The sequence below is a fragment of the Pseudomonas sp. WC2401 genome (genome assembly GCF_041200115.1).
In the GTDB taxonomy this organism is placed as follows: Bacteria; Pseudomonadota; Gammaproteobacteria; order Pseudomonadales; family Pseudomonadaceae; genus Aquipseudomonas; species Aquipseudomonas fragi.
In genome coordinates, this window is the sequence record NZ_CP165623.1 from 2,611,666 (window position 1) to 2,637,369 (window position 25,704).

At 60.4% G+C, this 25,704-nt stretch carries 19 protein-coding genes; 12 read left to right on the forward strand and 7 right to left on the reverse strand.

All coding sequences use genetic code 11. The features are described from left to right. Window positions 1-5: 5 nt before the first annotated feature. On the reverse strand, window positions 6-797 hold the full coding sequence (locus tag AB3G35_RS11905) for a hypothetical protein (RefSeq protein WP_134050556.1): 792 nt from the start codon (window positions 795-797) through the stop codon (window positions 6-8). 273 nt (window positions 798-1,070) lie between these two features. Here AB3G35_RS11905 and tpx point away from each other — a divergent pair, with 273 nt between their 5' ends. The 5 genes from tpx to AB3G35_RS11930 all read left to right on the forward strand — a co-directional run bounded on the left by tpx (window position 1,071) and on the right by AB3G35_RS11930 (window position 10,800). Further along, a complete protein-coding gene (gene tpx, locus AB3G35_RS11910; protein WP_095040751.1) occupies window positions 1,071-1,571 on the forward strand; it encodes a thiol peroxidase in 501 nt (166 codons plus the stop codon). A gap of 289 nt (window positions 1,572-1,860) precedes the next feature. After that, entirely contained in the window at window positions 1,861-3,165 is a 1,305-nt protein-coding gene (locus AB3G35_RS11915; RefSeq protein ID WP_029611356.1) for an MdtA/MuxA family multidrug efflux RND transporter periplasmic adaptor subunit, read from the forward strand. After that, window positions 3,162-6,263: an MdtB/MuxB family multidrug efflux RND transporter permease subunit gene (locus AB3G35_RS11920; protein WP_134050558.1), complete on the forward strand. Its 3,102-nt coding sequence runs from the start codon at window positions 3,162-3,164 to the stop codon at window positions 6,261-6,263. Before AB3G35_RS11915 ends, AB3G35_RS11920 begins: the two co-directional genes overlap by 4 nt. Further along, window positions 6,260-9,367 carry an efflux RND transporter permease subunit gene (locus tag AB3G35_RS11925; RefSeq protein WP_086796303.1) on the forward strand — a complete coding sequence of 1,036 codons (3,108 nt, stop codon included), beginning with the start codon at window positions 6,260-6,262 and terminating at the stop codon, window positions 9,365-9,367. Before AB3G35_RS11920 ends, AB3G35_RS11925 begins: the two co-directional genes overlap by 4 nt. Then, a complete protein-coding gene (locus AB3G35_RS11930; RefSeq protein WP_369781497.1) occupies window positions 9,364-10,800 on the forward strand; it encodes an efflux transporter outer membrane subunit in 1,437 nt (478 codons plus the stop codon). The genes AB3G35_RS11925 and AB3G35_RS11930 overlap by 4 nt, the downstream gene beginning before the upstream one ends. 110 nt (window positions 10,801-10,910) lie before the next feature. On the opposite strand, the gene AB3G35_RS11935 is transcribed toward AB3G35_RS11930, so the two are convergent. From AB3G35_RS11935 to AB3G35_RS11945, 3 genes are all read right to left on the reverse strand, one after another. Continuing rightward, complete coding sequence (locus tag AB3G35_RS11935) at window positions 10,911-11,987, reverse strand: GGDEF domain-containing protein (RefSeq protein WP_016780461.1); 1,077 nt, start codon at window positions 11,985-11,987, stop codon at window positions 10,911-10,913. A 125-nt stretch (window positions 11,988-12,112) separates the two neighbouring features. Next, the gene (locus tag AB3G35_RS11940) at window positions 12,113-12,829 is read right to left on the reverse strand and encodes an HPP family protein (RefSeq protein ID WP_106116168.1); all 717 of its coding nucleotides are present in this window, start codon (window positions 12,827-12,829) and stop codon (window positions 12,113-12,115) included. Between the two features lie 161 nt (window positions 12,830-12,990). Next, complete coding sequence (locus AB3G35_RS11945; protein WP_016780463.1) at window positions 12,991-13,260, reverse strand: hypothetical protein; 270 nt, start codon at window positions 13,258-13,260, stop codon at window positions 12,991-12,993. A gap of 630 nt (window positions 13,261-13,890) precedes the next feature. Between AB3G35_RS11945 and AB3G35_RS11950 the strand changes: the two genes are divergently transcribed. From AB3G35_RS11950 to AB3G35_RS11960, 3 genes are all read left to right on the forward strand, one after another. Continuing rightward, window positions 13,891-14,295 (forward strand): TraR/DksA family transcriptional regulator, encoded by a 405-nt coding sequence (locus AB3G35_RS11950; RefSeq protein ID WP_016780464.1) that lies wholly within the window; start codon window positions 13,891-13,893, stop codon window positions 14,293-14,295. Between the two features lie 169 nt (window positions 14,296-14,464). Beyond that, window positions 14,465-15,805, forward strand: a complete 1,341-nt coding sequence (locus tag AB3G35_RS11955; protein ID WP_086796306.1) for a phospholipase effector Tle1 domain-containing protein — start codon at window positions 14,465-14,467, stop codon at window positions 15,803-15,805. Between the two features lie 131 nt (window positions 15,806-15,936). Beyond that, complete coding sequence (locus tag AB3G35_RS11960) at window positions 15,937-16,155, forward strand: hypothetical protein (protein WP_016780466.1); 219 nt, start codon at window positions 15,937-15,939, stop codon at window positions 16,153-16,155. A gap of 9 nt (window positions 16,156-16,164) precedes the next feature. On the opposite strand, the gene AB3G35_RS11965 is transcribed toward AB3G35_RS11960, so the two are convergent. Beyond that, window positions 16,165-16,398 (reverse strand): hypothetical protein, encoded by a 234-nt coding sequence (locus AB3G35_RS11965; RefSeq protein WP_016780467.1) that lies wholly within the window; start codon window positions 16,396-16,398, stop codon window positions 16,165-16,167. A gap of 376 nt (window positions 16,399-16,774) precedes the next feature. Between AB3G35_RS11965 and AB3G35_RS11970 the strand changes: the two genes are divergently transcribed. The 4 genes from AB3G35_RS11970 to AB3G35_RS11985 all read left to right on the forward strand — a co-directional run bounded on the left by AB3G35_RS11970 (window position 16,775) and on the right by AB3G35_RS11985 (window position 23,147). Further along, a complete protein-coding gene (locus tag AB3G35_RS11970; RefSeq protein ID WP_029611358.1) occupies window positions 16,775-17,245 on the forward strand; it encodes a hypothetical protein in 471 nt (156 codons plus the stop codon). A gap of 298 nt (window positions 17,246-17,543) precedes the next feature. Then, window positions 17,544-19,922 carry an RND family transporter gene (locus AB3G35_RS11975; protein ID WP_106116170.1) on the forward strand — a complete coding sequence of 793 codons (2,379 nt, stop codon included), beginning with the start codon at window positions 17,544-17,546 and terminating at the stop codon, window positions 19,920-19,922. A gap of 139 nt (window positions 19,923-20,061) precedes the next feature. Continuing rightward, window positions 20,062-21,444, forward strand: a complete 1,383-nt coding sequence (locus tag AB3G35_RS11980) for a DUF1329 domain-containing protein (protein ID WP_324708063.1) — start codon at window positions 20,062-20,064, stop codon at window positions 21,442-21,444. An 89-nt stretch (window positions 21,445-21,533) separates the two neighbouring features. Continuing rightward, the gene (locus AB3G35_RS11985; RefSeq protein WP_196882430.1) at window positions 21,534-23,147 is read left to right on the forward strand and encodes a DUF1302 domain-containing protein; all 1,614 of its coding nucleotides are present in this window, start codon (window positions 21,534-21,536) and stop codon (window positions 23,145-23,147) included. Window positions 23,148-23,280: 133 nt separating this feature from the next. Here AB3G35_RS11985 and AB3G35_RS11990 read toward each other — a convergent pair whose 3' ends face one another. Together AB3G35_RS11990 and AB3G35_RS11995 are read right to left on the reverse strand one after the other, a co-directional pair. Beyond that, entirely contained in the window at window positions 23,281-24,465 is a 1,185-nt protein-coding gene (locus tag AB3G35_RS11990) for an acyl-CoA dehydrogenase family protein (protein WP_016780472.1), read from the reverse strand. After that, a complete protein-coding gene (locus AB3G35_RS11995) occupies window positions 24,462-25,634 on the reverse strand; it encodes an acyl-CoA dehydrogenase family protein (RefSeq protein ID WP_016780473.1) in 1,173 nt (390 codons plus the stop codon). Before AB3G35_RS11995 ends, AB3G35_RS11990 begins: the two co-directional genes overlap by 4 nt. Window positions 25,635-25,704 lie beyond the last annotated feature (70 nt).

Sequence of the window (25,704 nt, forward strand, 5' to 3'; positions counted from 1 at the left end):
GTTCCCTATTTCCCGAAGGTGACGTTGATCCCGGCGAACAGGGTGAACTGGGGCAGGTCGTCGCCCTTGCGTTCCACGGTCCATTGCGGCTCAACGAAGGCATTGAGGATGTTGCTGCCGGCTTTCCAGGCCTTGCCCACACCCAGGCCGACGGGGATGTAGTGGGTGTTGTTTTTCAGGTCGTAAGTCCAGGTGCCGGTAGAACGCAGGTACCAGCCCTTGGGCAGGTTGTGGATGATAAATGGCTGGAAGGTGGCGCTTTCGACATGCTGGCGGTCGCTGTCCCCGGCAAACGAGCTCTGATACTGCACCAGTGCGCCCAGCAGGCCCCGTGGCGAAGCGTCGATGGCAATGGCCGCGAGGCCGGCTTGCCACTTGCCGGTGCCCAGTTCGTCATGCTCGGCGGTGGGCGCGGTGATTTGCGGGCCGATGCCCAATTGCACGCCTTCGGTCTTGAGCAGGAATATATCGAACAGGTTGAGGTCGCCCATGCCGGTGCTGTAGCCGCTGTGCGGGTCGGGGCGGGTGCTGACCGGCAGCGTGACGCGCAGCAGTTGCGGCACGCCGATAAAGTCATTGGGCGCCACGGGCAGGGCGCCGCGCAACAGGGCGTCGTTGGTGTGGATATTGCTGTCGTAGACCTGCGGTGTGTAGTAGTCCTGCAGGTTGATGCCGGGGGCCAGGTTGAGCGGGTTGTTGCTTTTGTTGGCGGTCTCGGCATTGTCCGCCCATGCATCGGCAATGGGGCACAGGGCGAGGCTGAACAACAGACCTGAGGCAAGGCGAGTGATGGGCATGGCGATCCTGTTCCTTGGGCGCTAGCCGTGAACGCTAGCAGCAGGTCAAGATTTGGCTCATTGCGTGTAGGGTTTTTTGGTTGTTTTGCGCACGGGTATACAGAAATACCTGCCTGGGTGCGAAATAGTTAACCTGGGCGCTGGAAGGGAGGATGTAGGAATGGTCGTTTTGTAATGAGAAGCATGAGATTTTATGTTCAGCCCATAGGTGAGCCCGGCTGATTCATGTTTAACTTCGGCCTCTTCAACAACCTGTCAAAAAGGATATCGTTCATGGCTCAAGTGACGCTCAAAGGCAACCCTGTTCAAGTCAATGGCGAACTGCCTGCAGTGGGTTCCATCGCCACAGCATTTTCGCTGGTTGCCGGTAATCTGTCCGATGTAACGCTGGCCGACTTTGCCGGCAAGCGCAAAGTGCTGAATATCTTCCCAAGCGTAGACACCCCGACCTGCGCCGCTTCGGTACGCAAGTTCAACGCTGAAGCCAATGCGTTGCCAAACACTGTTGTACTGAACATCTCGGCTGACCTGCCGTTCGCCCAAGCCCGCTTCTGCGGCGCTGAAGGCCTGGAAAACGTACAAAACCTGTCGACCCTGCGCGGCCGCGAGTTCCTGGAGAACTACGGCGTGGCAATCGCCGATGGCCCGCTGGCCGGCCTGACTGCGCGTGCGGTGGTGGTACTGGACGAAAACAACAACGTGCTGCACAGCGAGCTGGTTCAAGAAATCGCTGAAGAGCCGAACTACGAAGCAGCCCTGGCTGTTTTGAAGTAAGTCGAACTGCAAGCCTGAAGCGGCCCGGCACTTGAAGTGCCGGGCCGTTTTTTTTTCGTACTACCTGCCCGACCCCGTTGCCTGCATCGCGAGCAAGCCCGCTCCCACATGGGCAGTGAATATCCTGTGGGAGCGGGCTTGCTCGCGATGATATCGCTGCGGTTTACCTGAAAATCCGCCCATCTTCATCTCAGTGACACGTCTATAACGTAAATAGCGGGTAAAGAACCTTTTCATAACGGTCTGCACTGCTTATCGTTCCACTTCCTGAAAATTCTCGCTCGCGCTAATGGTTGATCACTCCATGCAATCCTCTGTTTCCCACAAATCCCGTTTCTGGCTGTTTGGCCTGCTGGTCTTGCTGATTGTCGTTGGCCTGTGCTGGTGGCTATGGCCGTCTGCCGCTAACAAGGCTGCGACCGATCAGCCCGCCGGGCACGCCGGTCGCTCGGGCATGATGCGTCCTGGCTTTGGTGGCTCGACGCAGCCTGTACCGGTGCGGGTGTCGGAAGTGAAACAGGGTGATTTCCCGATTTACTACAAGGCGCTGGGCACAGTCACTGCGCTCAACACCATCAATGTGCGCAGCCGTGTAGCAGGGGAGCTGGTCAAGGTCTATTTCAAGGAAGGGCAGATGGTCAAGGCTGGCGACTTGCTGGCTGAAATCGACCCACGCAGCTATCAGAATGCCCTGCTGCAGGCTGAAGGCACGTTGCTGCAGAATCAGGCCCAGCTGAAAAACGCCCAGGTCGATGTGCAGCGCTATCGCGGCCTGTACGCCGAGGACAGTATCGCCAAGCAGACCCTGGACACCGCCGAAGCGCTGGTCAGTCAGTATCAGGGCACGGTCAAGACCAATCAGGCGGCGGTCAATGACGCCAAGCTGAATCTGGAATTCACCAAGATCCGTGCCCCGATCAGTGGCCGTGTCGGCTTGCGCCAGCTGGACGTTGGCAACCTGGTGGCGGCCAACGATGCCACGGCGCTGGTGGTGATCACCCAGACCGAGCCCATCGTGGTCAGCTTCACCCTGCCCGAAACCAACCTGGCGCTGGTGCTTGAGCGTTATCGCAGTGGCGCGAAAATGCCGGTGCAGGCCTGGAATCGTGGCGACACCCAGGAACTGGCAGTCGGCGTGTTGAGCAGCATCGACAATCAGATTGATATCACCACCGGCACCCTGAAATTCAAGGCGTTGTTCGAGAACCGCGATCAGGCGCTGTTCCCCAACCAGTTCGTCAATGTACGCCTGCTGGCCGACACCCTGAAAAACGTGGTGCTGGCCCCGACTGCGGCTATTCAGTACGGCACCAACGGCTCGTTCGTGTATGCGATGGACGGCGACAACAAGGTCAAGATTCGCAGCATCAAAGTGGGTGCTACCGATGGCGATGTGACCGTGATCGAAGACGGCCTCAAGCCGGGTGATCGCGTGGTGCTTGAAGGTACTGACCGTCTGCGTGATGGCGGCGCGGTGGAAGTAGTCAACGACACTGCCGAAGTACCTGCCACCCCGGTGCAGCATCTGCAGGGCGGCCCTGAAGCCGATGCCGCACCTGTCGCCGACAAAACCAAGTCCAAGGCCCGCGAATGAACCTGTCGCGCCTGTTTATCCTGCGCCCGGTTGCAACCACGCTGTGCATGCTGGCCATCGTGCTGTCCGGGATCATCGCCTATCGCTTGCTGCCGGTATCGGCCTTGCCCCAGGTCGACTACCCGACTATTCGCGTGATGACCCTGTATCCGGGGGCCAGCCCGGATGTGATGACCAGCGCGGTGACGGCGCCGCTTGAGCGTCAGTTCGGGCAAATGCCGGGGCTGACGCAAATGGCCTCCACCAGTTCCGGCGGCGCGTCGGTGCTGACCCTGCGTTTCAACCTCGACATCAATATGGATGTTGCCGAGCAACAGGTGCAGGCCGCGATCAACGCCGCCAGCAACCTGCTGCCCAAGGATTTGCCGGCACCGCCGGTGTACAACAAGGTCAACCCGGCGGATACCCCGGTGCTGACCCTGGCCATCAGCTCCAAGACCATGCTGTTGCCCAAGCTCAATGATCTGGTCGATACGCGCATGGCGCAGAAAATCGCCCAGATCAGCGGCGTGGGCATGGTCAGTATTGCCGGCGGTCAACGCCAGGCGGTGCGGATCAAGGTCAACCCCGAGGCGCTGGCCGCCAACGGCCTGAACCTGGCCGACGTGCGCACCCTGATCGGTGCGTCCAACGTCAACCAGCCCAAGGGCAACTTCGACGGCCCGACCCGGGTGTCGATGCTGGACGCCAACGACCAGTTGAAAACCCCGCAGGAATACGCCGAGCTGATCCTTGCCTACAACAACGGTGCGCCGTTGCGGCTCAAGGACGTGGCCGAGATTGTCGACGGCGCCGAGAACGAACGCCTGGCGGCATGGGCCAACGAAAACCAGGCCGTGTTGCTCAATATCCAGCGCCAGCCCGGCGCCAACGTGATTGAAGTGGTGGACCGGATCAAGGCGCTGCTGCCGAGCATCACCGATAACCTGCCTGCCGGTATCGATGTCACGGTGCTCACCGACCGAACGCAAACCATCCGTGCCTCGGTGCGTGATGTGCAACACGAATTGCTGATCGCCATCGCCCTGGTGGTGATGGTGACGTTCCTGTTTCTGCGCCGCGCCAGCGCCACCATTATCCCGTCGATTGCCGTGCCGCTGTCGCTGGTCGGCACCTTTGGCGTGATGTACCTGGCCGGGTTCTCGATCAACAACCTGACGCTGATGGCCCTGACCATCGCCACCGGTTTTGTGGTCGATGACGCCATCGTCATGCTGGAAAACATCTCGCGCTATATCGAGGAAGGCGACAGCCCGATGCAGGCGGCGCTCAAGGGCGCCAAGCAGATCGGCTTTACCCTGATCTCGCTGACCCTGTCGCTGATTGCGGTGTTGATCCCGCTGCTGTTTATGGCCGATGTGGTCGGGCGCTTGTTCCGTGAGTTCGCCATCACCCTGGCGGTGGCGATCCTGATCTCGCTGGTGGTCTCGCTGACCCTGACCCCGATGATGTGCGCGCGCCTGCTCAAGGCCGAACCCAAGCCCGAAGAGCAGGGGCGCTTTTACCGTGCCAGCGGCGCGTTTATCGACTGGATGATCGCCGAATACGGGCGCATGTTGCAGTGGGTGCTCAAGCACCAGCCGCTGACGTTGCTGGTGGCCATCGGCACACTGGCGCTGACCGTGTTCCTGTACATGGTGGTGCCCAAGGGCTTTTTCCCGGTGCAGGACACCGGGGTGATCCAGGGCATTTCCGAGGCGCCGCAGTCAATTTCGTTCAGCGCCATGAGCCAGCGTCAGCAGGAGCTGGGCAAGATCATCCTGCAAGACCCGGATGTCGAGAGCCTGTCGTCTTACATCGGTGTGGACGGGGATAACCCGACGCTCAACAGCGGCCGTATGCTGATCAACCTCAAGCCCCACAGCGAACGCAGTGACAGCGCCACCGAAGTGATTGCACGGCTGCAGCCGCAACTGGACAAGCTGTCGGGTATTCGCCTGTTTATGCAGCCGGTGCAGGACCTGACCATCGAAGACCGCGTCAGCCGTACCCAGTACCAGTTCAGTCTGTCGTCCCCGGATGCCGACATGCTCAGCACCTGGACGCAAAAGCTGGTCACCGCGCTGTCCAATCAGCCCGAGCTGGTGGATGTGGCCAGTGACCTGCAGGACAAGGGCCTGCAGGTGTACCTGGTGATCGACCGCGATGCGGCTTCGCGCCTGGGCGTGTCGGTGGCCAATATCACCGATGCCTTGTATGACGCTTTCGGCCAGCGGCAGATTTCGACCATTTACACCCAGGCCAGCCAGTACCGGGTGGTCTTGCAGGCCAAGGACGGCGAAAAAATCGGCCCGCAGGCGCTGGACCAGATCCACGTCAAAACCACTGACGGCGGCCAGGTGCGCTTGTCGAGCCTGGCCAGGGTCGAGGAGCGTCAGGCGCAACTGGCGATTTCCCATATCGGCCAGTTCCCTTCGGTGATGGTGTCGTTCAACCTCGCGCCCGGCGTGGCGTTGGGCCAGGCCGTGGAGCTGATCGACCAGGTGCAGAAGGACATCGGAATGCCGGTGGGGGTCAAGACCGAGTTCCAGGGCGCCGCGCAGGCATTCCAGGCGTCGCTGTCGAGCACCTTGCTGCTGATTCTGGCGGCGGTGGTGACCATGTATATCGTGCTGGGCGTGCTCTACGAGAGCTATATCCACCCGATCACCATTCTCTCGACCCTGCCGTCGGCGGCGGTCGGTGCCTTGCTGGCGTTGATCCTCAGCGGCAATGATCTGGGCATGATTGCGATCATCGGCATCATTCTGCTGATCGGCATCGTCAAGAAAAACGCGATCATGATGATCGACTTCGCCCTCGACGCCGAGCGCAACCAGGGCATGGCGCCCGAGCAGGCGATCTATCAGGCGGCGCTGCTGCGCTTTAGACCGATCCTGATGACCACCCTGGCTGCGCTGTTCGGTGCGGTGCCGCTGATGCTGGCCACCGGCTCCGGTGCTGAATTGCGCCAGCCGCTGGGCCTGGTGATGGTCGGCGGTTTGCTGGTGAGTCAGGTACTGACGCTGTTCACGACCCCCGTTATCTATCTGTACTTCGATCGCTTGGGGCGTCGCTGGCGCGGTGACGCGGCTGTGCCTGAGCAGGCGTCGGTATGAACCTGTCCGGCCCGTTTATCAAGCGCCCGGTAGCCACCATGCTGCTGAGCCTGGCAATCATGTTGCTGGGCGGGGTGAGCTTTGGCTTGCTGCCGGTGTCGCCGTTGCCGCAAATGGACTTCCCGGTGATCGTGGTGTCGGCCAGCTTGCCCGGGGCCAGCCCCGAGGTCATGGCCTCCACCGTGGCCACGCCGCTGGAGCGGGCCTTCGGTGCGATTGCCGGGGTCAATACCATGAGCAGTAATTCGAGCCAGGGTTCGACCCGGGTGATTTTGCAGTTTGATCAGGATCGCGACATCAACGGCGCGGCGCGGGAGGTGCAGGCGGCAATCAACGCCTCGCGCAACCTGCTGCCCAGCGGCATGAAAAGCATGCCCACCTACAAAAAGATCAACCCCTCGCAAGCGCCGATCATGGTGCTGTCGCTGACCTCCGAGGTGTTGTCCAAGGGCCAGCTCTATGATCTGGCCTCGACCATCCTCTCGCAAAGCCTGTCCCAGGTGCCGGGTGTGGGTGAAGTGCAGATTGGCGGCAGTTCGCTGCCCGCCGTGCGCATCGAACTGGAACCGCAACTGCTCAACCAGTACGGCGTGTCGCTGGATGACGTGCGCAGCACCATTGCCAATGCCAACGTGCGCCGGCCCAAGGGCGCGGTGTCCGATGGTGAGCGCAACTGGCAGATCCAGGCCAACGACCAGCTGGAAAAAGCCAAGGACTACGAGCCGCTGATCATTCGTTACCAGGATGGTGCGGCGCTGCGCCTGAGCCATGTAGCCAAGGTCAAGGACAGCGTGGAAGACCGTTACAACAGCGGGTTTTTCAATAACGATGCGGCGGTGTTGCTGGTGGTCAACCGCCAGGCCGGGGCCAATATCATCGAGACCGTCAACGCGATCAAGGCCCAGTTGCCAGCGCTGCAGGCAGTGCTGCCGGCCAGCGTGCAGTTGAACCTGGCCATGGACCGCTCGCCGGTGATCAAGGCCACGCTGCATGAAGCGGAAATGACCCTGCTGATCGCCGTGGCGCTGGTGATCCTGGTGGTGTTCCTGTTTCTCGGCAATTTCCGCGCGTCGCTGATTCCGACGCTGGCGGTGCCGGTGTCGTTGGTGGGCACCTTTGCCATCATGTACCTCTACGGCTTCTCGCTGAACAACCTGTCGCTGATGGCGCTGATTCTGGCCACCGGGCTGGTGGTGGACGACGCCATCGTGGTGCTGGAGAACATCTCGCGGCATATCGATGCCGGTATTGCACCGATGAAAGCAGCGATGCTGGGGGCCAAGGAAGTCGGTTTTACCCTGCTGTCGATGAACGTGTCGCTGGTGGCGGTGTTCCTCTCGATCCTGTTTATGGGCGGGATTGTCGAGAGCCTGTTCCGCGAGTTCTCTATCACCCTGGCCGCCTCGATCATCGTGTCGCTGGTGGTGTCCCTGACCCTGACGCCGATGCTCTGTGCGCGCTGGCTCAAGCCCCATGTGCCGGGCACCGAGAACGCCATGCAACGCTGGAGCATCCGCCTTAACCAGCGCATGGTCAGCGGCTACGCCCGCAGCCTGGACTGGGTACTGCGGCACAAGCGCCTGACCCTGCTCAGCCTGCTGGTGACCATCGGGGTCAACGTGGCGCTGTATGTAGTGGTACCGAAAACCTTTATGCCGCAGCAGGACACCGGGCAACTGATCGGTTTTGTGCGCGGTGACGATGGCCTGTCGTTCAGCGTGATGCAGCCGAAGATGGAGATCTTCCGCAAGGCAGTGCTGGCCGACCCTGCGGTAGAGAGCGTCGCCGGTTTTATTGGCGGCAACGGCGGCACCAACAATGCCTTTATGATCGTGCGCTTGAAGCCGATCTCGGAGCGCAAGGTGTCGGCGCAAAAAGTCATTGAACGCCTGCGCGAAAACATGCCCAAAGTGCCCGGCGGCCGCCTGATGCTGATGGCCGACCAGGACCTGCAGTTTGGCGGTGGTCGCGACCAGACCAGCTCGCAATACTCCTACATACTGCAAAGTGGCGATCTTGGCGAGTTGCGCACCTGGTACCCGAAAGTGGTCGCTGCGTTCAAGGCATTGCCGGAGTTGACGGCCATTGATGCGCGTGAAGGCCGCGGTGCCCAGCAGGTGACGCTGGTGGTCGACCGCGACCAGGCCAAGCGCCTGGGGGTGGACATGGACATGGTGACCGCCGTGCTCAACAACGCCTACAGCCAGCGGCAGATTTCCACCATCTACGACAGCCTGAACCAGTATCAGGTGGTGATGGAGGTCAACCCCAAATACGCCCAGGACCCGGAAACCCTGAATCAGGTGCAGGTGATTACTGCCGATGGCCAGCGCATCCCGCTGTCAGCCATTGCTCATTATGAGAACAGCCTGCAAAACGACCGAGTTTCCCACGAGGGCCAGTTCGCTTCGGAGAGCATTGCTTTTGATCTGGCCCCCGGTGTGACCCTGGAGCAGGGTACGGCTGCCATTGAACGGGCGGTGGCCAAGCTCGGCCTGCCGGAAGAGGTCATCGTGAAAATGGCGGGTACGGGCGATGCCTTTGCCGCCACGCAAAAAAGCCAGCCGTTCATGATCCTCGGGGCGCTGGTGGCGGTGTATCTGGTGCTGGGGATTCTCTATGAGAGCTATATCCACCCGCTGACCATTCTGTCGACCTTGCCGTCGGCCGGGGTGGGCGCGCTGCTGAGCATTTACCTGACCGGGGGCGAGTTCAGCCTGATCTCGTTGCTGGGGCTGTTCCTGCTGATCGGCGTGGTGAAGAAGAACGCCATTTTGATGATCGACCTGGCGCTGCAACTGGAGCGGCATTCGGGCCTCGACCCGCAAGCCTCGATCCGCAGTGCCTGCCTGCAGCGCTTGCGGCCGATCCTGATGACCACCCTGGCGGCCATCCTCGGTGCCTTGCCATTGATGCTCAGCAGCGCCGAAGGTGCGGAGATGCGCCAGCCCCTGGGCCTGACCATCATCGGCGGGCTGATCTTCAGCCAGATCCTGACCCTTTACACCACTCCGGTGGTTTACCTCTATCTCGACCGCCTGCGCCATCGCTTCAACAAGTGGCGTGGCGTGCGCACTGATGCTGCTCTGGAAACTCCGCTATGACCTCTCGTTTGTTTCTCCTTGCCCCGGCGATTTCCATTGCGTTGCTCAGCGGCTGTGCAATTGGCCCGGACTACCAGCGCCCGCAAACGGCGGCGCCCCTTGAGTTCAAGCAGGCGGCCGGCTGGACCCAGGCCAACCCGAGCGATTCATTGGCCCGTGGCGCCTGGTGGGAACTGTATGGCGACCAGCATCTCAACGCCCTGGTCGAAAAACTCAACAGTGCCAACCAGAGCGTGGCCCAGTCCGAAGCCCAGTTCCGTCAGGCCCAGGCTCTGGTGCGCAGTGCGCGCGGAGCGTTCTTGCCCAGCGCCGACCTGAGCGTGGGCAAGACCCGCTCCAGCCAGGGTACCGGCAGTTCCAACTCCAGCCTGACCAGCTCCAGCAGCGGCATTCGCGACACCTTGAATGCCCAGGTCGGGGTCAGTTGGGAGGCCGATGTGTGGGGCAAATTGCGTCGTGGCCTGGAAGCCAACGAGGCGAGCGCCGAAGCCAGCCTGGCCGATCTCGCGGCCATGCGTCTGAGCCAGCAGTCGGAGCTGGTGCAGAACTACCTGCAATTGCGGGTTATCGATGAGCAGAAGCGCTTGCTCGAAGCCACGGTCGAGGCCTATCAGCGCTCGCTGAAAATGAGCGAAAACCAGTACCGGGCGGGGATTTCCGGCAAGGATGCGGTGGCCCAGGCGCAAACCCAGCTGCGCAACACCCAGGCCAGCCTGATCGACCTGATCTGGCAGCGGGCGCAGTTTGAAAACGCGATCGCGGTGCTCACCGGGCAGGCGCCAGCGGGGTTCAACCTGGCGGAAATAAAAGACGTGCCGAAACTGCCGCAGATCCCGGTCAGCCTGCCGTCGCAACTGCTGGAGCGGCGTCCTGACATCGCCTCGGCGGAGCGTTCGGTGATTGCCGCCAACGCCAATATCGGCGTGGCCAAGGCGGCCTACTACCCCGATTTCAGTTTGAGCCTGTCGGGCGGCTACAGCAGCAGCCAGTACCAGGACTGGATCAGCGTACCCAACCGCTTCTGGTCGGTGGGGCCGAAAATCTCCCTGCCGTTGTTCGACGGTGGCCAGCGTTCGGCAGAAGTGGATCGCAACGAAGCCGTGTATGACCAGACGGTGGCCAAGTATCGCCAGACCGTACTCGACGGTTTGCGCGAAGTGGAAAACTACATGGTGCAGTTGAAAGTGCTGGGGGATGAAACGGTAGTGCAGGAACAGGCACTGGACTCGGCCCGCGAGTCGTTGCGCCTGACCACCAACCAGTACAAGGCCGGGCTGATAGCCTACCTTGACGTGGTATCGGTGCAGACCACCGCATTGAGCACCGAGCGCAGCGTACTGAACCTGCTGCAAAGCCGGTTGATCGCCAGCGTGCAGTTGATCGCGGCGCTGGGCGGTGGCTGGGATGGCAATACCGACCTGAGCGACAAGTAACATTTCCTGTGGGAGCGGGCTCGCCCGCGATGAAGTCCCCGTGGCTTGCCTGGGAGACCGCGTTGTTTGCATCGCAGGCAAGCCTGCTCCCACAGGTTAGCGGTGTCTTTCTATGAGTAAAAACTGAACCGGTCCTTGCCGCTGTTCTTGGCCCTGTACAGGGCCTTGTCGGCCTTGGCCAGCGCCTGGTTGAGCGTGTCGGCGTCTTCGACCCGTGCCAGGCCGATGCTCACTGTCACCGGGTGCTCATCGGGGTCTTCGCGCACCTGGCGACACAAGCTGGTCATCAGCCCCTCAACGTCTTCGCGGCGTACGCCTGACAGGTACACGGCAAACTCCTCGCCGCCCAGGCGCGCAAACTCATGCCCGACCATTACCGCCTTGATGCTGGCGGCTGTGCGCTTAAGCACCTCATCACCCATATCATGGCCGTAGCGGTCGTTGACCTTCTTGAAGTTGTCGATGTCGATCATTGCCAGGTAATGATCGTGTTCACGCGGCATGGCCCCCAGGAGCAGGCCTGCATGCAGCATAAAGGAGCGCCGATTGGGGATCTCGGTCAGGGCGTCGATATAGGCCTGCACCGACAGCCGCTTGGACATGATGTAATTGTGCAGCTTGATGCGGCGCAACTTGAAAAAGCTGTAGATCGTCAGGCTGCACAAAAAAGTGAAATAGCACAGGATCAGCAGGCCGCGCAGGTCCATGATCGAGGCTTGAGTCATCAGGAACGGGTTGAGCAGCAGGCAGGTGATCGCGGCAACGCCCAGGAAGGCCCAGCGGCTCAGGGGCAGGACCGAGGCACTGTAAAGGATGCTGGAACTGGCCAGTGCCAGCCAGATGGGCTGCGTTTCGGCCGGCAGGCCAAAGGTGACCAGGCGCAAGCCCAGGGTAATGACCGCGACGAACATCAGGTTGAGTACGTCGAAATGCCGGTAACTGGGAATAAAGCCAAGAATGATGGTGAGCACCGCCATTACGCTGATAAACAGCAAAGACAGGCCGGTAAAGCCCTGGCCGCCCTTGAAGCTGACAATCAGGTTGAACAGCAACCAGATGGCAATGCTGGTGATATAGGTCAGGCGGCAAAATTTGCGCAGTTTTTCGAAGTCATGTTGGGCAAATTCAGCTTGCAAGGCAGGTGGCGCAGATTGTTTGGAGATCTCGGATTCAATGGTTTTGAGCATCGCGCGCCTTGGACACTGTCGGATGACGGACTCCGGGCAAAACGAATTTAAACATGTCCCGCCCGGGTTACACCTGTAACCCTAGCAGGAGTTGGCTGCATATCGAAACGCGCCCGGCGTGCGGTTCAGCCGTTGTGGCTGAACACTTCGCCGATGCTGCGACGGCGCGCCTGTTGCTCACTGGCCCGGATCAGTTCTTCAAGGTCTTCGGGGGTCACGTCTATAAACGCATCCATTTGTTGCAGTGCGTGGTGCAAGTCCTCGGCGGTAATGCCCGGGTCGGCCGGGACCTGCCCGGTTACCACTACAGGGCTCGGCTCGGCGGGCTTTTTTGGGTAACGCACGCGGGTCAGGTTGTTGTAGGCCAGCGCCGCGAGCAGCATGCACACGGCGCTGAGCATCACCGGCGCCAGCACGCCCCAGCCCAGGCGGGCGCTGTCGGGGTCAGCCAGGACCACCAGCAATGCCAGGGCTCCGGCAGGCGGGTGCAGGCAGCGCAGCGGGCACATGCACAGCAGGGCAGCACCGACGGCCAGGCAGGCGCTGTCCAGGCCGCGGCCAAAAAAGTACACCACGCCCAGTGATACCACCGTGGCGCACAGGTAGCCGCCGACAATCGACCAGGGTTGCGCCAGTGCCCCGGAGGACACCGCAAACAGCAAAATGGCCGAGGCACCCAGCGGGCCGATCAGGTGCATGGCCACGGGCAGGCCGAAAAACTGGCTGCATACCCAGACACTGAACAACGTGCCAAGTGATACGCCAATGGCAGCGCGGCTCCATTCGGAGGGACGGGTGTTCGTAGCCGCAGGCAACAGGCGGCTGATCCAGCGGGTTGGCATGGTCAGGGGGATCCGGTTTTGTGGAACGGGCGGGTAAAAAAAGGGCCTGGCGGGTTTACCGGCAAGCCCTGGAAAATGTTCCTTCATTTGGGGGAGGAACCGGTGCAGTCTGCACGCTGAACAAGCAATCAACAAATGCATAATAATGCTTATTAACTGCATTATTTTTGATGATTGACGCTATGGGGGGGTGGCCAGTCGCTGGCGAGCTTGCCCAGTACGCGCTCATAGACGTCATTGTTCAACAGCCGCTGCTCCATGATGCTGCGCACCTCGGGGCTATTGGCCAGCGGGCCTTTCAACACGATCAATGCATCCCGCAGTTTTATCAGTTTGCACAGTTCCAGCAGGCAGGTATCCGCTGCGTGAGCCTGGGCATTGGCGTTTGACTCCGGGCAGGGGGTGGCTTTGGCAATCACTGAGTGACTCATCACGTTGTGCTCCCTATATAAAGGTATGGAAGCCTGTGGCTGATAGCCGCGGTCACGATATAAACAGTGACATCTCGGCCATTTACTCGGCTGGCGATCTAGGCTTGGGGCAGTGATTGTAAGGTGACCCAACAGCGCGGTATTGTCAGGAATTACGCTGCTGTGCAGTAGATTTACGCAGATACTCGCAGGATTGTTCGATAGGCAGAGTGAGTAATTTGAACGCGTCGGTTAACGCTCATATTTGGATATGAAAATCCTGTTGTTGGTTACGCCCTGCGCAAATCGGCATCCGCCTTCACTGTTGAAACGGTCGGGCGAGCAGCGCGTGGTCGGGTGATCGGGTTTTCGCGCGTGAGGTGTGCATTTTCAGCCGGAACATGGAATTTCTTGCTATAAACGCACTCCATTAGCCCCTGTCGAACACGTTTTTCGTCACTTTCCAGGTTTTGCTGGACAAATAGGTGCGTTTTCAGTTGCTGAGTCGATAACTCGGCCTTAGACTGCCGCCCCTCGTAAATTGAGTGCCGGGTGGCGCTTGAAATAGATGGCACCTAACTGGTTGGGATGAAGATCGGTCAGAACGCTCCCTAATTCGCCTTAATGCACGTATTTTTTATAGAGAAATCAATGACAAAGGATAAGTTGCTGGCCATGCCGGCGGATGACTACATGAATGCCGAGCAACATGCTTTTTTCAGCGAGCTGTTGCAGAACATGAAGGTCGAAACCCACGAGCGTATCGAGCAGAACCGCATCGCGATCGAGAGCCTGGACACTCCGGCCGACCCGGCCGACGCCGCTTCGGTTGAAGAAGAGCGCACCTGGCTGGTAAACGCCATCGACCGCGACCAGCGCATGCTGCCCCAACTGGAGCAGGCGCTGGAACGTATCAAGGACGACAGCTTCGGCTGGTGTGACGACAGTGGCGACGCAATCGGCCTCAAGCGCCTGCTGATCAGCCCGACCACCAAGTACTGCATCGAAGCTCAAGAGCGTCACGAGCAGATCGACAAGCATCAGCGTCAAGCCTAAGCGCCTGACCTTGCCGCAGCCGCGCCATGCGGCTGCGGCAGCTTTGCTCCCCCCGTTGTAATTCCCCGCTAAAATTAAAAGTAGACGTTGAGCCAAGTGTTCCGGTTGCGTGCCTCTATATTTGGCACGGCGTATTTACGCCAACCTGCATCAATCGAGGGCCTGGGTCATGAGTCGCTCAAGCAATACGGGACACGTATTGCGTGTCGGTATTTTTTTTGATGGCACCGCCAATAATCAGTACAACAGCCAGCTGGGGCTGGAGCGTCAGGCGCAGGGCCTGAAGGTCGATCCGGGCAGCAGTTATGCCGGTGCCCCGACCAATATCGCTCGCCTGCACCAGCACTATCCCGTGCAAACAACCTTTAGCGATGGCCAGGCGGTGACCTCGCTCTATATCAGCGGTATCGGCACCACCACCGGCGCGGCCGACAGCCCCTTTCCGGGCCTTAGCTATGGTCGTGGCCGTACCGGGGTGCTGGGCAAGGCCGACGAGGCCAGCGCGCTGCTGAGCCAGAGCTTGGGGCGTTTTATGCGTTTGCTGGCGCCCAACACCCTGAACCGCTTGCAACTTGACCTGTTTGGCTTCAGTCGCGGTGCGGCGGCGGCCCGGCATTTTGCCAATCAGGTGCGCACCATGGCCTTGCGCCAACAGTTTGCCCTGGCCCCTGATTTCAAGTGTTCCATTGAATTTATTGGCCTGTTCGACACTGTCGCGGCAATGGGCGGGCTGGAGGACCTGGGGAATGTGGCCGATGAGATCAACCCGGGGCTCAACCTGTATCTGGCGCCTGACTGCGCGCAACAGGTGGTGCAGCTGTGCGCGCGGGACGAATACCGGCGCAACTTTGCCCTGACCCGCATCGCCCCTCAATGGCCGCTGGATATTGCACTGCCAGGTGCCCATGCCGATCTGGGCGGCGGTTACCCGATCGAGATGCTGGAGCAGGTGCAGTTGAGCCGTTGGCAAAGCAATCTGGTCAGCCCTTCCACCCCCGTGCGCCTGACCCAGGCCTGGAAGCTGGCCCAGGCGCAGTTGCAGCTGTGGCAGGACAAGGACCTGATCGACCCGCAGGCAATCGATGATGGTGTGCAGGTGCGCATCGAGGAGCACAAGGCGGGCACCCGCCAGGATCCGATGAAGCGGGTCCAGGCGGCGGTCTTTATGCAGCGCCACCTGCGTGGTCATCTGTCCAGGGTGTACTTGCGTCTTATGCATGCCCTGGCCCGGCAACACGGGGTCCCGTTTACCGCGCTCAGCGATGCCCAGGATGCATTGCCTGCCGAGCTAAGGCCCATCGCCGCCAGGTTACAGGAGCAGTTGGCCAGCCCGGCCAATGGAATAAAGCTGACCCCGGCCCAGGAGCGCTTGCTGCGCCAGCGCTATGTGCATCAGTCAGCCAATTTCAATGCCAATGTGGGGGAGGGCCTGGGGGTGCTGGACAAGGCGTTTTTCAATATACCGCAAGAAGGCGGGCGCTTTGTCTACGAGCAACAGCCCCCCGCTTGAGCACGAATAACGGCAGCATTGTTACCGCTGATGCAATGCAGCTATGCAGGGCATAGCTTTTTCCAGCGACCCTAACTCTTTAAGATGGCCGACATCGTTAGGTGACTAACTAAATAGGTGGAGTAACCATCATGTCCAATCGAGTTGATGTTGCCGTGATGATCGGCACGGGCGTGCCTCAGGGGTTGCGGGCCACGGGGCAGAAGGTCTGCTGGGTTGTGCTGGTCAACGGTGAGCAGCGCGGAACGGCGTTCTCCAGCCGCAGTGAAGCTGAAGAGTGTCGCGCTGCCTGGCTGGCGCAGCTGAGCGCCAACGCGTGCGCAATGCAGGTTCGGGCCCAGCGTGCCTGAAAGGGGGCGTCAGGATGGGTTCAGGGCGCCTGCGTCCACGGCGAGTTTCAATTCCTGAGCCGAACCCTTGGCGGCCATTTCAGCCTGCTCGGCTGTCTTGAACCAGCGGTCTTTCTCGACCTGATGGTAAGTCACAGTTTTCAACGGCGGCTTGGCGCGCATCACAATCACGGCCTGAAACTCACCATCGACTTCTTTGGACTCGCCGCGGATAAAAAATTCGCCAATATCAAATTCCGTCACGTGTCGCTTTCCCTTCGAGGTAATGAAGCCGGACAACCCGGCGGCATGGGCCAGGCCGATTTTTCGGGCAGTATGGCAGTTGTTGACAGCCAGCGGCGCAGTTAACGACGAAAGCCTTGTGGAAGCTGGCGCCAATCAAGAAAAAATCAGCGATTCCCTGACCGCAATGCGGATGTGTATACCCAACTTTGGGCATGAGCCGGTAGAATGGTGCTCCGGTTGTATATTTTAGTCTTGATGCCACATGCCACTTCTGACTCGAGCAGTCAGGAGATTTTGTTGTACCCGGTTTTTTAAAATAAGTGGGCCAAGGCCTTTATTCTGCTGCCTGTTATTTGTTCTGGCAGCGCCACTTCACGTTTTCGAGGGTTTTTCGTTGGCAGTCAGCAATCTGGAAATGCATGCGTTGTTTGTTCTGGGTGATTTGCGGGCACGTTTGGTAAAACTGTTCCAATCCCGTTTTGTGTACGTCACCGAGCAGAACGCCGAAGGGATTTACATCGCTGAAATCGACACTGAAGAAGCGCTGGTGGTAGATGACAAGCCTGGCCTTGGGCTCAAGGTGGGTGACCACTTTCGCGCTGCCGTCCTGCCCAGCCGTGAAGGTGGCAAGCTCGATATAAAATTCCGCGATATCAAGATGACGATCTACGGCATTGGTGATTACGCCTATGTCAGCTCCCCTCTGGGCGAAGGTATCGTCTTCAAGGAAGGCCAGACCGTGATGCTGATTTTCGCCGCTCACGACCAGCTCAAGGAAGGCCTGAGCAAAACCCTCAAGGCGGTGACCGCCAAAGCGGCCAAATGGCCCAAGGGCGAGCTGACGTTCAAGGCCAGTAAAGAGTGAAACGGCCCGTAGCCGCCTGTAGCCGCTGAGGAGCGCAGCGAGGCTGCGATCGGCTGCGAAGCGGCCGTAAACCCGGAGCACTCGATGTGTCTGGAGTACCGATGAACCTGATTCCACGGCCGCTGCGCGCCCGATCGCAGCCTCGCTGCGCTCCTCAGCGGCTAAAATTTTCGGCGTTTGTATAACGCCCACCTGCTCTCCATCCCTCAAACAGCCTAACCCTTACGGACGATGTTCCAGGCCAGGCCCCGTTTGATGATCGCGATCACTTTCAACCAGTGTGCGAGGGACCGCGAGCATGGGCGCTTTTGTCTTGTCATCGGCTGTGCAGCGCTGCGCCGAGCAATTAATGGCCCGGCGCAAAGTGTTGCTCGGCTTTTTTATGCTGGTGACCCTGGCCCTTGGTTACAGCGCCACCCATGTTCGGCTGGACCCCGGCTTCAACAAGCAGATCCCGGTGCGTCATGCCTACATGCTCAACTTTCTGGATTTCAGCCGCATTTTTACCGGTGCCAACCGCTTGCTGGTCAGCGTGCACTGGAAAGGCGAGGGGGACATTTATAACCCCGAATTCCTCGAAACCCTGCAACACGTCACCGACGATGTGTTCTATATCTCCGGGGTCAGTCGCCCCAGCGTAACGTCGCTGTTTACGCCCAACGTGCGCTATATCGAAATCACCGAAGACGGTTATGTCGGTGATCTGGTGGTGCCGCCGCAATACGCCGCCACGCCCGCCGACTTGCAGCAAGTGCGCAGCAATGCCGCGCGCTCGGGGCAGATCGGCCGTTTGCTGGCCAATGACCTGAAGTCAGCGCTGGTGCGCGCCGACCTGCAGGACGTCGATCCCAAAACCGGGCAGCCGGTCAGCTATGTGCAAATCGCCCAGCGCCTGGAGGATATCCGCGCCAAATACAGCAGCGCCGACATTGAAATCAATATCGTCGGGTTTGCCAAGCTGGTCGGTGACGTGGTCGAAGGGCTCAATACGGTAATGGGCTTTTTTGCCATCGCGTTCCTGATCACCGGCGTGTTGCTGTGGCTGTATTCGCGCTCGCTGCGCCTGACCCTGGTGGCGCTGTTTGTCGCCTTGCTGCCAGTCGTGTGGTTACTCGGCCTGCTGCCATTGCTGGGCCTGGGTATCGACCCGATGTCGATACTGGTGCCGTTCCTGATCTTTTCCATCGGTGTGTCCCATGCCGTGCAGATGACCAACGCCTGGAAGCAGGAAGTACTGGCCGGAAGTGATTCCGTGAGTGCGGCCAAGGCGGCGTTCAGCAAGATTTTTATCCCCGGCGCGCTGGCGCTGCTGATGAACGCCCTGGGCTTCGGGGTGATCATGCTGATCGATATCCCCATCGTGCATGAGTTGGGTGTTACGGCCTGCATCGGCGTGATGCTGATGATCATCACCAACAAAATCATGCTGCCGCTGATCATCGCCCACCTGACGCTGGAGCCGCGCTTGCTGACGGCTCAGGCGCGCATTGCCCGTTCACGCCACCCGCTGTGGTGGCGGCTGTCGGCGCTGGCCACGCCCGGCCCGGCACTTTGGGTATTTGCGATTAGTTTGTTGTTGCTGGTGGCCGGCGCGTACAAGGCCCGTGAGCTGGCGACCGGTGATATCGGTTCCGGCGCGCCGGAGTTGCGTGCCGACTCGCGCTACAACCAGGACAACCAGAAAATCATCAGCAATTACGCGATTGGTCTTGATGTGCTGTCGGTGTTCCTGACCATTCGCGATCGCAGCGAGGCCTGCCTGGACCCGGCCGTGATGCGGGCGGTGGAAACCTTCGATTTCAAGATGCGCGAAGTGCCCGGTGTGCAATCGGTGCAAAGCGTGGCGGGGATGAGCAAGCAAGTGATTGCCGGCAACAACGAAGGCAACCCGCGCTGGGCGGCCATCCCCGGTTCCGCCCAGGGTTTGCAGCAGGGCGCCTACGCCTATTCGCCGGACTCGGGACTGGTAACGGACGGCTGCCAGCAAATGCAGATTCTGGTGTTCCTGACCGACCACGAAGGCGCCACCGTGGCCCATGTGCTGGCTGAGGCCAAACGTATCATCGCCAGCATCCATGTGCCCGGTGTGGAGTTCAAGCTGGCGGGGGGCAATATCGGCGTTATGGCGGCCTCCAACGAAGCGGTCAAGCAGGCCGAACTGGTGATGCTGGCGGCGCTGTTCTTCTCGGTGGCGCTGTTCTGCCTGCTGACCTTTCGTTCGGTGCGCGCGGTGCTGTGCATTCTGGTGCCCCTGGCAATTGTCGCGGTGCTGTGCAATGCGCTGATGGCCCTGCTGGGTATTGGCCTCAAGGTTGCGACGTTGCCGGTGATGGCGCTGGGCGTGGGGGTCGGGGTGGACTACGGCATCTACCTGTACGAACGCATCGAGCATGAAATGGCTGCCGGGCATGACCTGCGCGAAGCCTTCTACCGGGCCATGTGCCAGCGCGGCACGGCGGCGGTTTTCACCGCGCTGACCATGTCGTTGGGGGTGTGTACCTGGGTGTTTGCGCCGCTCAAGTTTCAGGCCGATATGGGCGTGCTGCTGGCCTTTATGTTTATGGTCAACGTGCTGGGGGCGATCTTCCTGCTGCCGGCACTGGCCGCATGGTTCAACCTGGGCAAGCCGTTGGTGCAGACCGGAATGCTCACGATTGCGCAACCATCCAGAGCTTGAGTGGGCGCCGGATTTCAGGTGGGAGCGGGCTTGCTCGCGATTCAGGCGCCGCGATGTATCAGCCAGACCAAGTCGATCCAATCGCGGGCAAGCCCGCTCCAACACGTAAATGTGCAAGACCAATAAAAAGGAGAACTCCATGGGACGCATCACCCACATGGGCGGCTGGCTGTCAGTCGCCCTGGTATTGCAGGGTTACAGTGCGCTGGCGCTGGCCCAGGCCCCGGCCGATCAAATCGCCAGGCTGGGCAAGGACCTGACCTGCGTCGGCGCTGAAAAAGCGGGCAACGCCGCAGGCACTATCCCGGCATTTGGCGGGCAATGGCTGGGCGCGGCCCCGGGGATGAAATTCGAGGGCACGGGCAAACACCCGATCGACCCATATCCCAATGAAAAACCGCTGTTTGTGATTACCGCGCAAAACCTCAGTCAGTACGACGGGCACTTATCCGAGGGGCAAAAGGCCCTGTTCAAACTCTACCCGCAAACCTTCCGCATGCCGGTTTACCCTTCGCACCGTGACTTTCGTTTTTCTGACACGGTATGCAAGGCCACCCTGGAAAACGCCTCGGTCGCCAAGCTGGTCGACGATGGTGAAGGGGTGGTGGCCCGCACTGGCGGCGTGGCATTCCCCATTCCGCAAAACGGGATCGAGCTGCTGAAAAATGCCTCGCTTTTTACCGTGCGCGCCTGGACCGAGGAATACACCTCGGACAACGCCTATGTGCTCAAGGACGGCAATATCAACTGGGGCCGCGTGCACTCGCGCAACATGGCACCGGGGCTGGAACCGGGCAAGATCGGCGACACGGTGGGCAACTCGTCTTTCTACCTTAACGAAACCCTGCTGCCACAGCGCGACAAGGGTGAAATTAATACCGGTACCGAGTACTGGAACGACAAGACCGAACCGCGCCAGAGCTGGCGCTACGACCCGGGTACGCGGCGTGTGCGGCAGTCGCCGGGCTACGGTTTCGACATGGCTTTCCCGGGTTCCGGCGGTTCGATCACCGTCGACGAAGTGCGCATCTTCAACGGCTCTGCCCAGCGCTACAACTGGAACATCGTCGGCAAAAAAGAGCTGTATATCCCGTACAACACCGCGCGCCTGCACGCCAATGACCTCAAGTACGCGAGCATGCTCACCCCCGGCCATATCAACCCGGACAACATGCGTTACGAACTGCACCGCGTGTGGGTGCTTGAAGGTGTGCTCAAGCCGGGCAACCGCCATTTATATGGCAAGCGCACGCTGTATATCGACGAAGACAGCTGGTTCCCGATCATGGGTGACAACTACGACAACCGTGGCGAGCTGTGGCGCACCTCGATGGTCAATTACTTCTACGCCCCGGAAACGCAAACCTGGCAGGCCGGTGTTGGCCTGTACCACGACTTGAATGCCGGCAGTTACCTGGCCTTCAACCTGATCAACGAACAACGCAACGGTTATGTGCTGAACAAAGGCGGTTTTGCTGCAGGCGACTTCGGCCCTGAAGCGGCACGCCGTGCCGGCAAGTAACGCCCTGACTCCACTCCGCTGTCTGCCACGGGCCTCGCCTGTGCGCAGGCGGCTGGGCGGGGCAAAACAACAAGAACAAGGAGCAAGGCATGTTCAAGCACTACTCGCGTTTTGTCGGCACCGGTTTGCTCTCGGGGCTAAGCGGTCTGGCCCTGGCTGCGCCGACCATCGAGCTGGGTGAAAACACCACCCTGGACTCGTCGCTGACCGTCAACTACACGGCCTCGATGCGTACCGAAAAACCGGATCATGAGTACCTCAACAACATCAACTACGACGATGCGACGCGCAACTTTAAGCGCGGTTCATTGATCAACAATCGGGTCAGCGTATTCGGCGAGTTGATGCTCAAGCACGACAACCTCGGTGCGGTGATGCGCGCCAGTCATTTCTATGACGAGGTCTACCATCAGCGCAACGACAACGACTCGCCGGACACGGTGAACAAGACCGGGCGCTACAACGACTTCAGCCGGGACACACGCAAACTCAGCGGCAGCAAGGCGCGGCTGCTGGATGCTTATGTGTATGGCGACTTTACCGTCAATGATGACCAGTACCTGTCGCTCAAGGCCGGGCGGCATCTGGTGGCATGGGGCGAGAGCCTGTTCTGGCCCAACATCAGCCAGGGCCAGGCACCGGTGGACTCGACCAAGTTCAACGTACCAGGTACCGAAGCCAAGGATGCCTACCTGCCGGTGGGGCAGGTATCGGGTTCGTGGTCGGTCAATGAGGACCTGGCCCTGCTCGGCTTCTACCAATACAAATGGGAAGAAACCCAGCTCAACCCGGTGGGTGACTATTTTGGCAGCGACACCTTTGGCCCGGGGGCGGAGTTCTTCCGCTTGGCGCCGGGCATCGTCGACAATCTGCCCAACGGCGCAGCGGTCGGCTACGGTGGCTCGGTCAAACCGGGCGACAGCGGCGAGTGGGGGTTGGGCACGCGTTACCGGTTGACGCAAAACACCGAGATCGGCCTGTTCCATTACCGTTATCACGACCGTGTGCCGGCGCTGTTTTTCGACTTTACCGGGCAGACCCACTATTCCTCGCTGAACAAGGCGGGGGGCAGCGGCAATGGCCCGAGCTACCAGCTGGGCTACTTTGACAATATCAAGCTCACGGGCGTGAGCTTCACCACCAAGGCCGGGGACTCGGTGCAATTTGCCGGGGACCTGAGCTACCGCGACGGCGCGGCGGTGTACCTGAGCAACGGTGCCCCGGCGCGCGGGCAGGTGTGGCAGGGCAACTTGAATGCCGTGTACATGATCGGCCCGACGTTTATGGCGCAGCAGACCACGTTGATGACCGAAGTGGTGCACCAGCGCATCCAGGGTGTGGATGACCTGACCATTACCGGTGGCGGGGCGGGTACGGACGGGACTTTCAACAAGTATGTGTATGACGGGCAAACACGGGGCTCAAGCCTGCTGGGAATCGGCGCGTATTTTGATCACCCCAACGTGTTTAATGGCTGGGACCTGACCACCAAGGCGACCTGGACGCAGAATATCGATGGCAGCGCCTATTCGGGGCTGGGCCGTGCTGAAAAGCGCCTGACATTGGGCGGTGATTTCAAGTACCTGGGCAACTTCCAGATGGGGCTGACCTATGTGGCGTACCTGAGTTCGGCCGATATTGCCCAGGGGCGGACAATGGCGGATCGGGATTACCTGTCGTTTAACGGCAAGTACACGTTCTGACCCTGGCCCTCACCCCAACCCTCTCCCGAATGGAGAGGGAGCTGGTCAGTGGAGATTTTGAAGCCGCGTGCGGTCAGTTCCCTCTCCCTCCGGGAGAGGGTTAGGGTGAGGGTGCTTTTGATTCTCAGCCCGTCTACCGCGCCTCCCGCGGCATTCCCAAGGCCCGCTCGGCGATGATATTACGCTGGATTTCGCTGCTGCCGCCGTAGATGGTGTCCGCCCGGGTATACAGAAACAACGCCTGCAACCGGGTCAGTTCATAAGGCCCCCCCGCCAGCAGTTCCGCATCAGGGCCCAACACGTCCATTGCCAACTTGCCCAGCTCGACATGCCAGTTCGACCACGCCAGCTTGTAGATCGTCGCCTCGGGTCGCAGGCTGCCGTCCTGCACGCCTGACAACATGCGCAACGAGTTGTAGCGCAAGACCCTTAGGCCGCTCCAGGCCTGGGCGATGCGCTGGCGCAGCAGCGGGTTCTGTGCCGCACCATTGGCCTTGGCGATATGGATCACTTCGTCCAGCTCATTCTGGAACTGCATCTGCTGGCCCAGGGTCGACACCCCGCGTTCAAAACCCAGCAGGGCCATGGCGATTTTCCAGCCATCGCCCGGCTGGCCAATCAGGTTGTCGGCTGCAGTGGTGGCCTGATCGAAAAATACCTCGTTGAATTCACACGAGCCGGTCAGTTGCCGGATCGGCTGCACCTGTATGCCACTTTGCTGCATGGGTACCAGTAAAAACGACAACCCGCGATGGCCCACGCTGCCTGGCTCGGTGCGGGCCAGTACAAAACACCAGTCCGCTTCGTGAGCCAGGGAGGTCCAGACCTTTTGCCCGCTGATCAACCACTGCCCGCTGTCGCTGTCGAAGCTGGCGCGGGTCTTGATATTGCCCAGGTCCGAGCCGGCCCCTGGTTCTGAGTAGCCCTGGCACCAGAAAGCCTGCCCGGCCAGTATCGGTGGCAAAAACCGTTGCTGCTGCTCTGGCGTGCCAAACACCGCAACCGTTGGCCCCACCAGGCCTTCGCCAATATGGCCCATGCGACCGGGGCCGCCAGCGCGGGCGTACTCTTCAAAAAAGATCACCTGGCGGTTGATGCTCAAGCCGCGACCGCCGTGCTCCGCAGCCCAGCCTGCGCCAATCCATTGGCCGGTGCCCAACACCTGCTCCCAGGCCTTGCGCAAGGCCGGGGCGAAGTCTTCATCCCCCGGTCCGCCGCGAAAACGCAGTGGCGCGAAATCGCCTGTCAGGTGTTGCTGCATCCACTGGGCCACCTGCTGGCGGAATTGTTCATCAGCCGCACTGAATCCAATGTTCATGACAGTTCTCCGAAGATCTGCTTGGCCAGTTGCTCACGGTGAAAGGCGGGGGAACCCAGTAGCTGTTCGCTGGCACGGGCCCGTTTGAAATACAGGTGCGGGTCATATTCCCAGGTAAACCCCACGCCGCCATGCAACTGGATCGACTCTGCGGCGCAGTGAAAAAAACCTTCACTGGCGTGGATCTTCGCCGTGGCTGCCGCTTCGCCCAGTTGTTGTTGCGCTGCCGGGTCGCCGTCGATGTCCAGGCATTGAGCGGCGATGCAGGCGGCGTAGTAACTGGCCGATCTCGCGCATTCCAGCGCCAGCATCAGATCGGCGCAGCGGTGCTTGATGGCCTGGAAACTGGCGATGCGCCGGCCAAACTGCTCACGGCCGTTGATATAGCTCAGGGTCATGTCCATTGACTGTTGCGCGCCACCCGTCTGTTCGGCGGCCAGGCCGATACAGCCAATGCGCAGCACGTCCCGCAACATTGGCCAACCCTGGCCGGGTTCGCTGAGCAGGTGTTCATCGTGCAACTGCACATCGTTGAGGCTGACAGTGGCTATGCGCCGGGTCTGGTCGAGAGTGGGTTGAGAGTGACGCTCCACCCCGGGGGTGTCGGCGGCTATGGCAAACAGCCTGATCCCAGCCTCACCGACACTGCCCGGGGTGCGGGCAGCGATAATCAGCACATCGCAGTCGGCCCCATCGATCACATGCAGGTACTGACCGTTGAGCCGGTAGCCGCCAGCGCAGCTTTGTGCGTACACCTGCACGGCGGTGTCATCCCAGCGTGGAGCGCTGGCGTAAGCCAGGCTGGCTGTCACTTCACCCGCCGCAATCAATGGCAGCCAATGTGCCTTGAGGGGTTCGTTGCGGCTCAGCAACAGCGCGGGCAGGGCCAGGCAGCAGGTGGCGTAGAACGCCGAAGGCAGCAAGCGCCGGCCCAATTGTTCCTGCAGCAGGCACACTTCGACAAAGCTCAGCCCCAGGCCACCATAGGCCTCGGGGATGGCCAGGGCAGGCCAGTACAGCTCACCTGCAATGCGTGCCCAGGTAGCCGGGTTGTAACCCTGTTCGCTGGCCATGGCCGCACGCACTTCGGCGGAACTGGCCACCTGGGCCAGAAAGCGTTCGGCAGACGCTTGAATCATTCGCTGCTCGTCAGACAGGGCAAGCTCCATAGGGCGGCGCTCCTCGCAGGATTACGGATCATGCCGCCAGCATGAAAGCGTGCTGCATGGGTGCAATCCC

Bases quoted from the DNA above. Each gene is read 5' to 3' on its own strand.
- AB3G35_RS11995 (WP_016780473.1), bottom strand. From the start codon at position 25,634: ATGGAGCTTGCCCTGTCTGACGAGCAGCGAATGATTCAAGCGTCTGCC.
- AB3G35_RS11920 (WP_134050558.1), top strand. From the start codon at position 3,162: ATGAACCTGTCGCGCCTGTTTATCCTGCGCCCGGTTGCAACCACGCTG.
- AB3G35_RS11980 (WP_324708063.1), top strand. From the start codon at position 20,062: ATGGGACGCATCACCCACATGGGCGGCTGGCTGTCAGTCGCCCTGGTA.
- AB3G35_RS11960 (WP_016780466.1), top strand. From the start codon at position 15,937: ATGTCCAATCGAGTTGATGTTGCCGTGATGATCGGCACGGGCGTGCCT.
- AB3G35_RS11945 (WP_016780463.1), bottom strand. From the start codon at position 13,260: ATGAGTCACTCAGTGATTGCCAAAGCCACCCCCTGCCCGGAGTCAAAC.
- AB3G35_RS11935 (WP_016780461.1), bottom strand. From the start codon at position 11,987: ATGCTCAAAACCATTGAATCCGAGATCTCCAAACAATCTGCGCCACCT.
- AB3G35_RS11950 (WP_016780464.1), top strand. From the start codon at position 13,891: ATGACAAAGGATAAGTTGCTGGCCATGCCGGCGGATGACTACATGAAT.
- AB3G35_RS11975 (WP_106116170.1), top strand. From the start codon at position 17,544: ATGGGCGCTTTTGTCTTGTCATCGGCTGTGCAGCGCTGCGCCGAGCAA.
- AB3G35_RS11940 (WP_106116168.1), bottom strand. From the start codon at position 12,829: ATGCCAACCCGCTGGATCAGCCGCCTGTTGCCTGCGGCTACGAACACC.
- AB3G35_RS11925 (WP_086796303.1), top strand. From the start codon at position 6,260: ATGAACCTGTCCGGCCCGTTTATCAAGCGCCCGGTAGCCACCATGCTG.
- AB3G35_RS11985 (WP_196882430.1), top strand. From the start codon at position 21,534: ATGTTCAAGCACTACTCGCGTTTTGTCGGCACCGGTTTGCTCTCGGGG.
- AB3G35_RS11930 (WP_369781497.1), top strand. From the start codon at position 9,364: ATGACCTCTCGTTTGTTTCTCCTTGCCCCGGCGATTTCCATTGCGTTG.
- tpx (WP_095040751.1), top strand. From the start codon at position 1,071: ATGGCTCAAGTGACGCTCAAAGGCAACCCTGTTCAAGTCAATGGCGAA.
- AB3G35_RS11905 (WP_134050556.1), bottom strand. From the start codon at position 797: ATGCCCATCACTCGCCTTGCCTCAGGTCTGTTGTTCAGCCTCGCCCTG.
- AB3G35_RS11990 (WP_016780472.1), bottom strand. From the start codon at position 24,465: ATGAACATTGGATTCAGTGCGGCTGATGAACAATTCCGCCAGCAGGTG.
- AB3G35_RS11955 (WP_086796306.1), top strand. From the start codon at position 14,465: ATGAGTCGCTCAAGCAATACGGGACACGTATTGCGTGTCGGTATTTTT.
- AB3G35_RS11915 (WP_029611356.1), top strand. From the start codon at position 1,861: ATGGTTGATCACTCCATGCAATCCTCTGTTTCCCACAAATCCCGTTTC.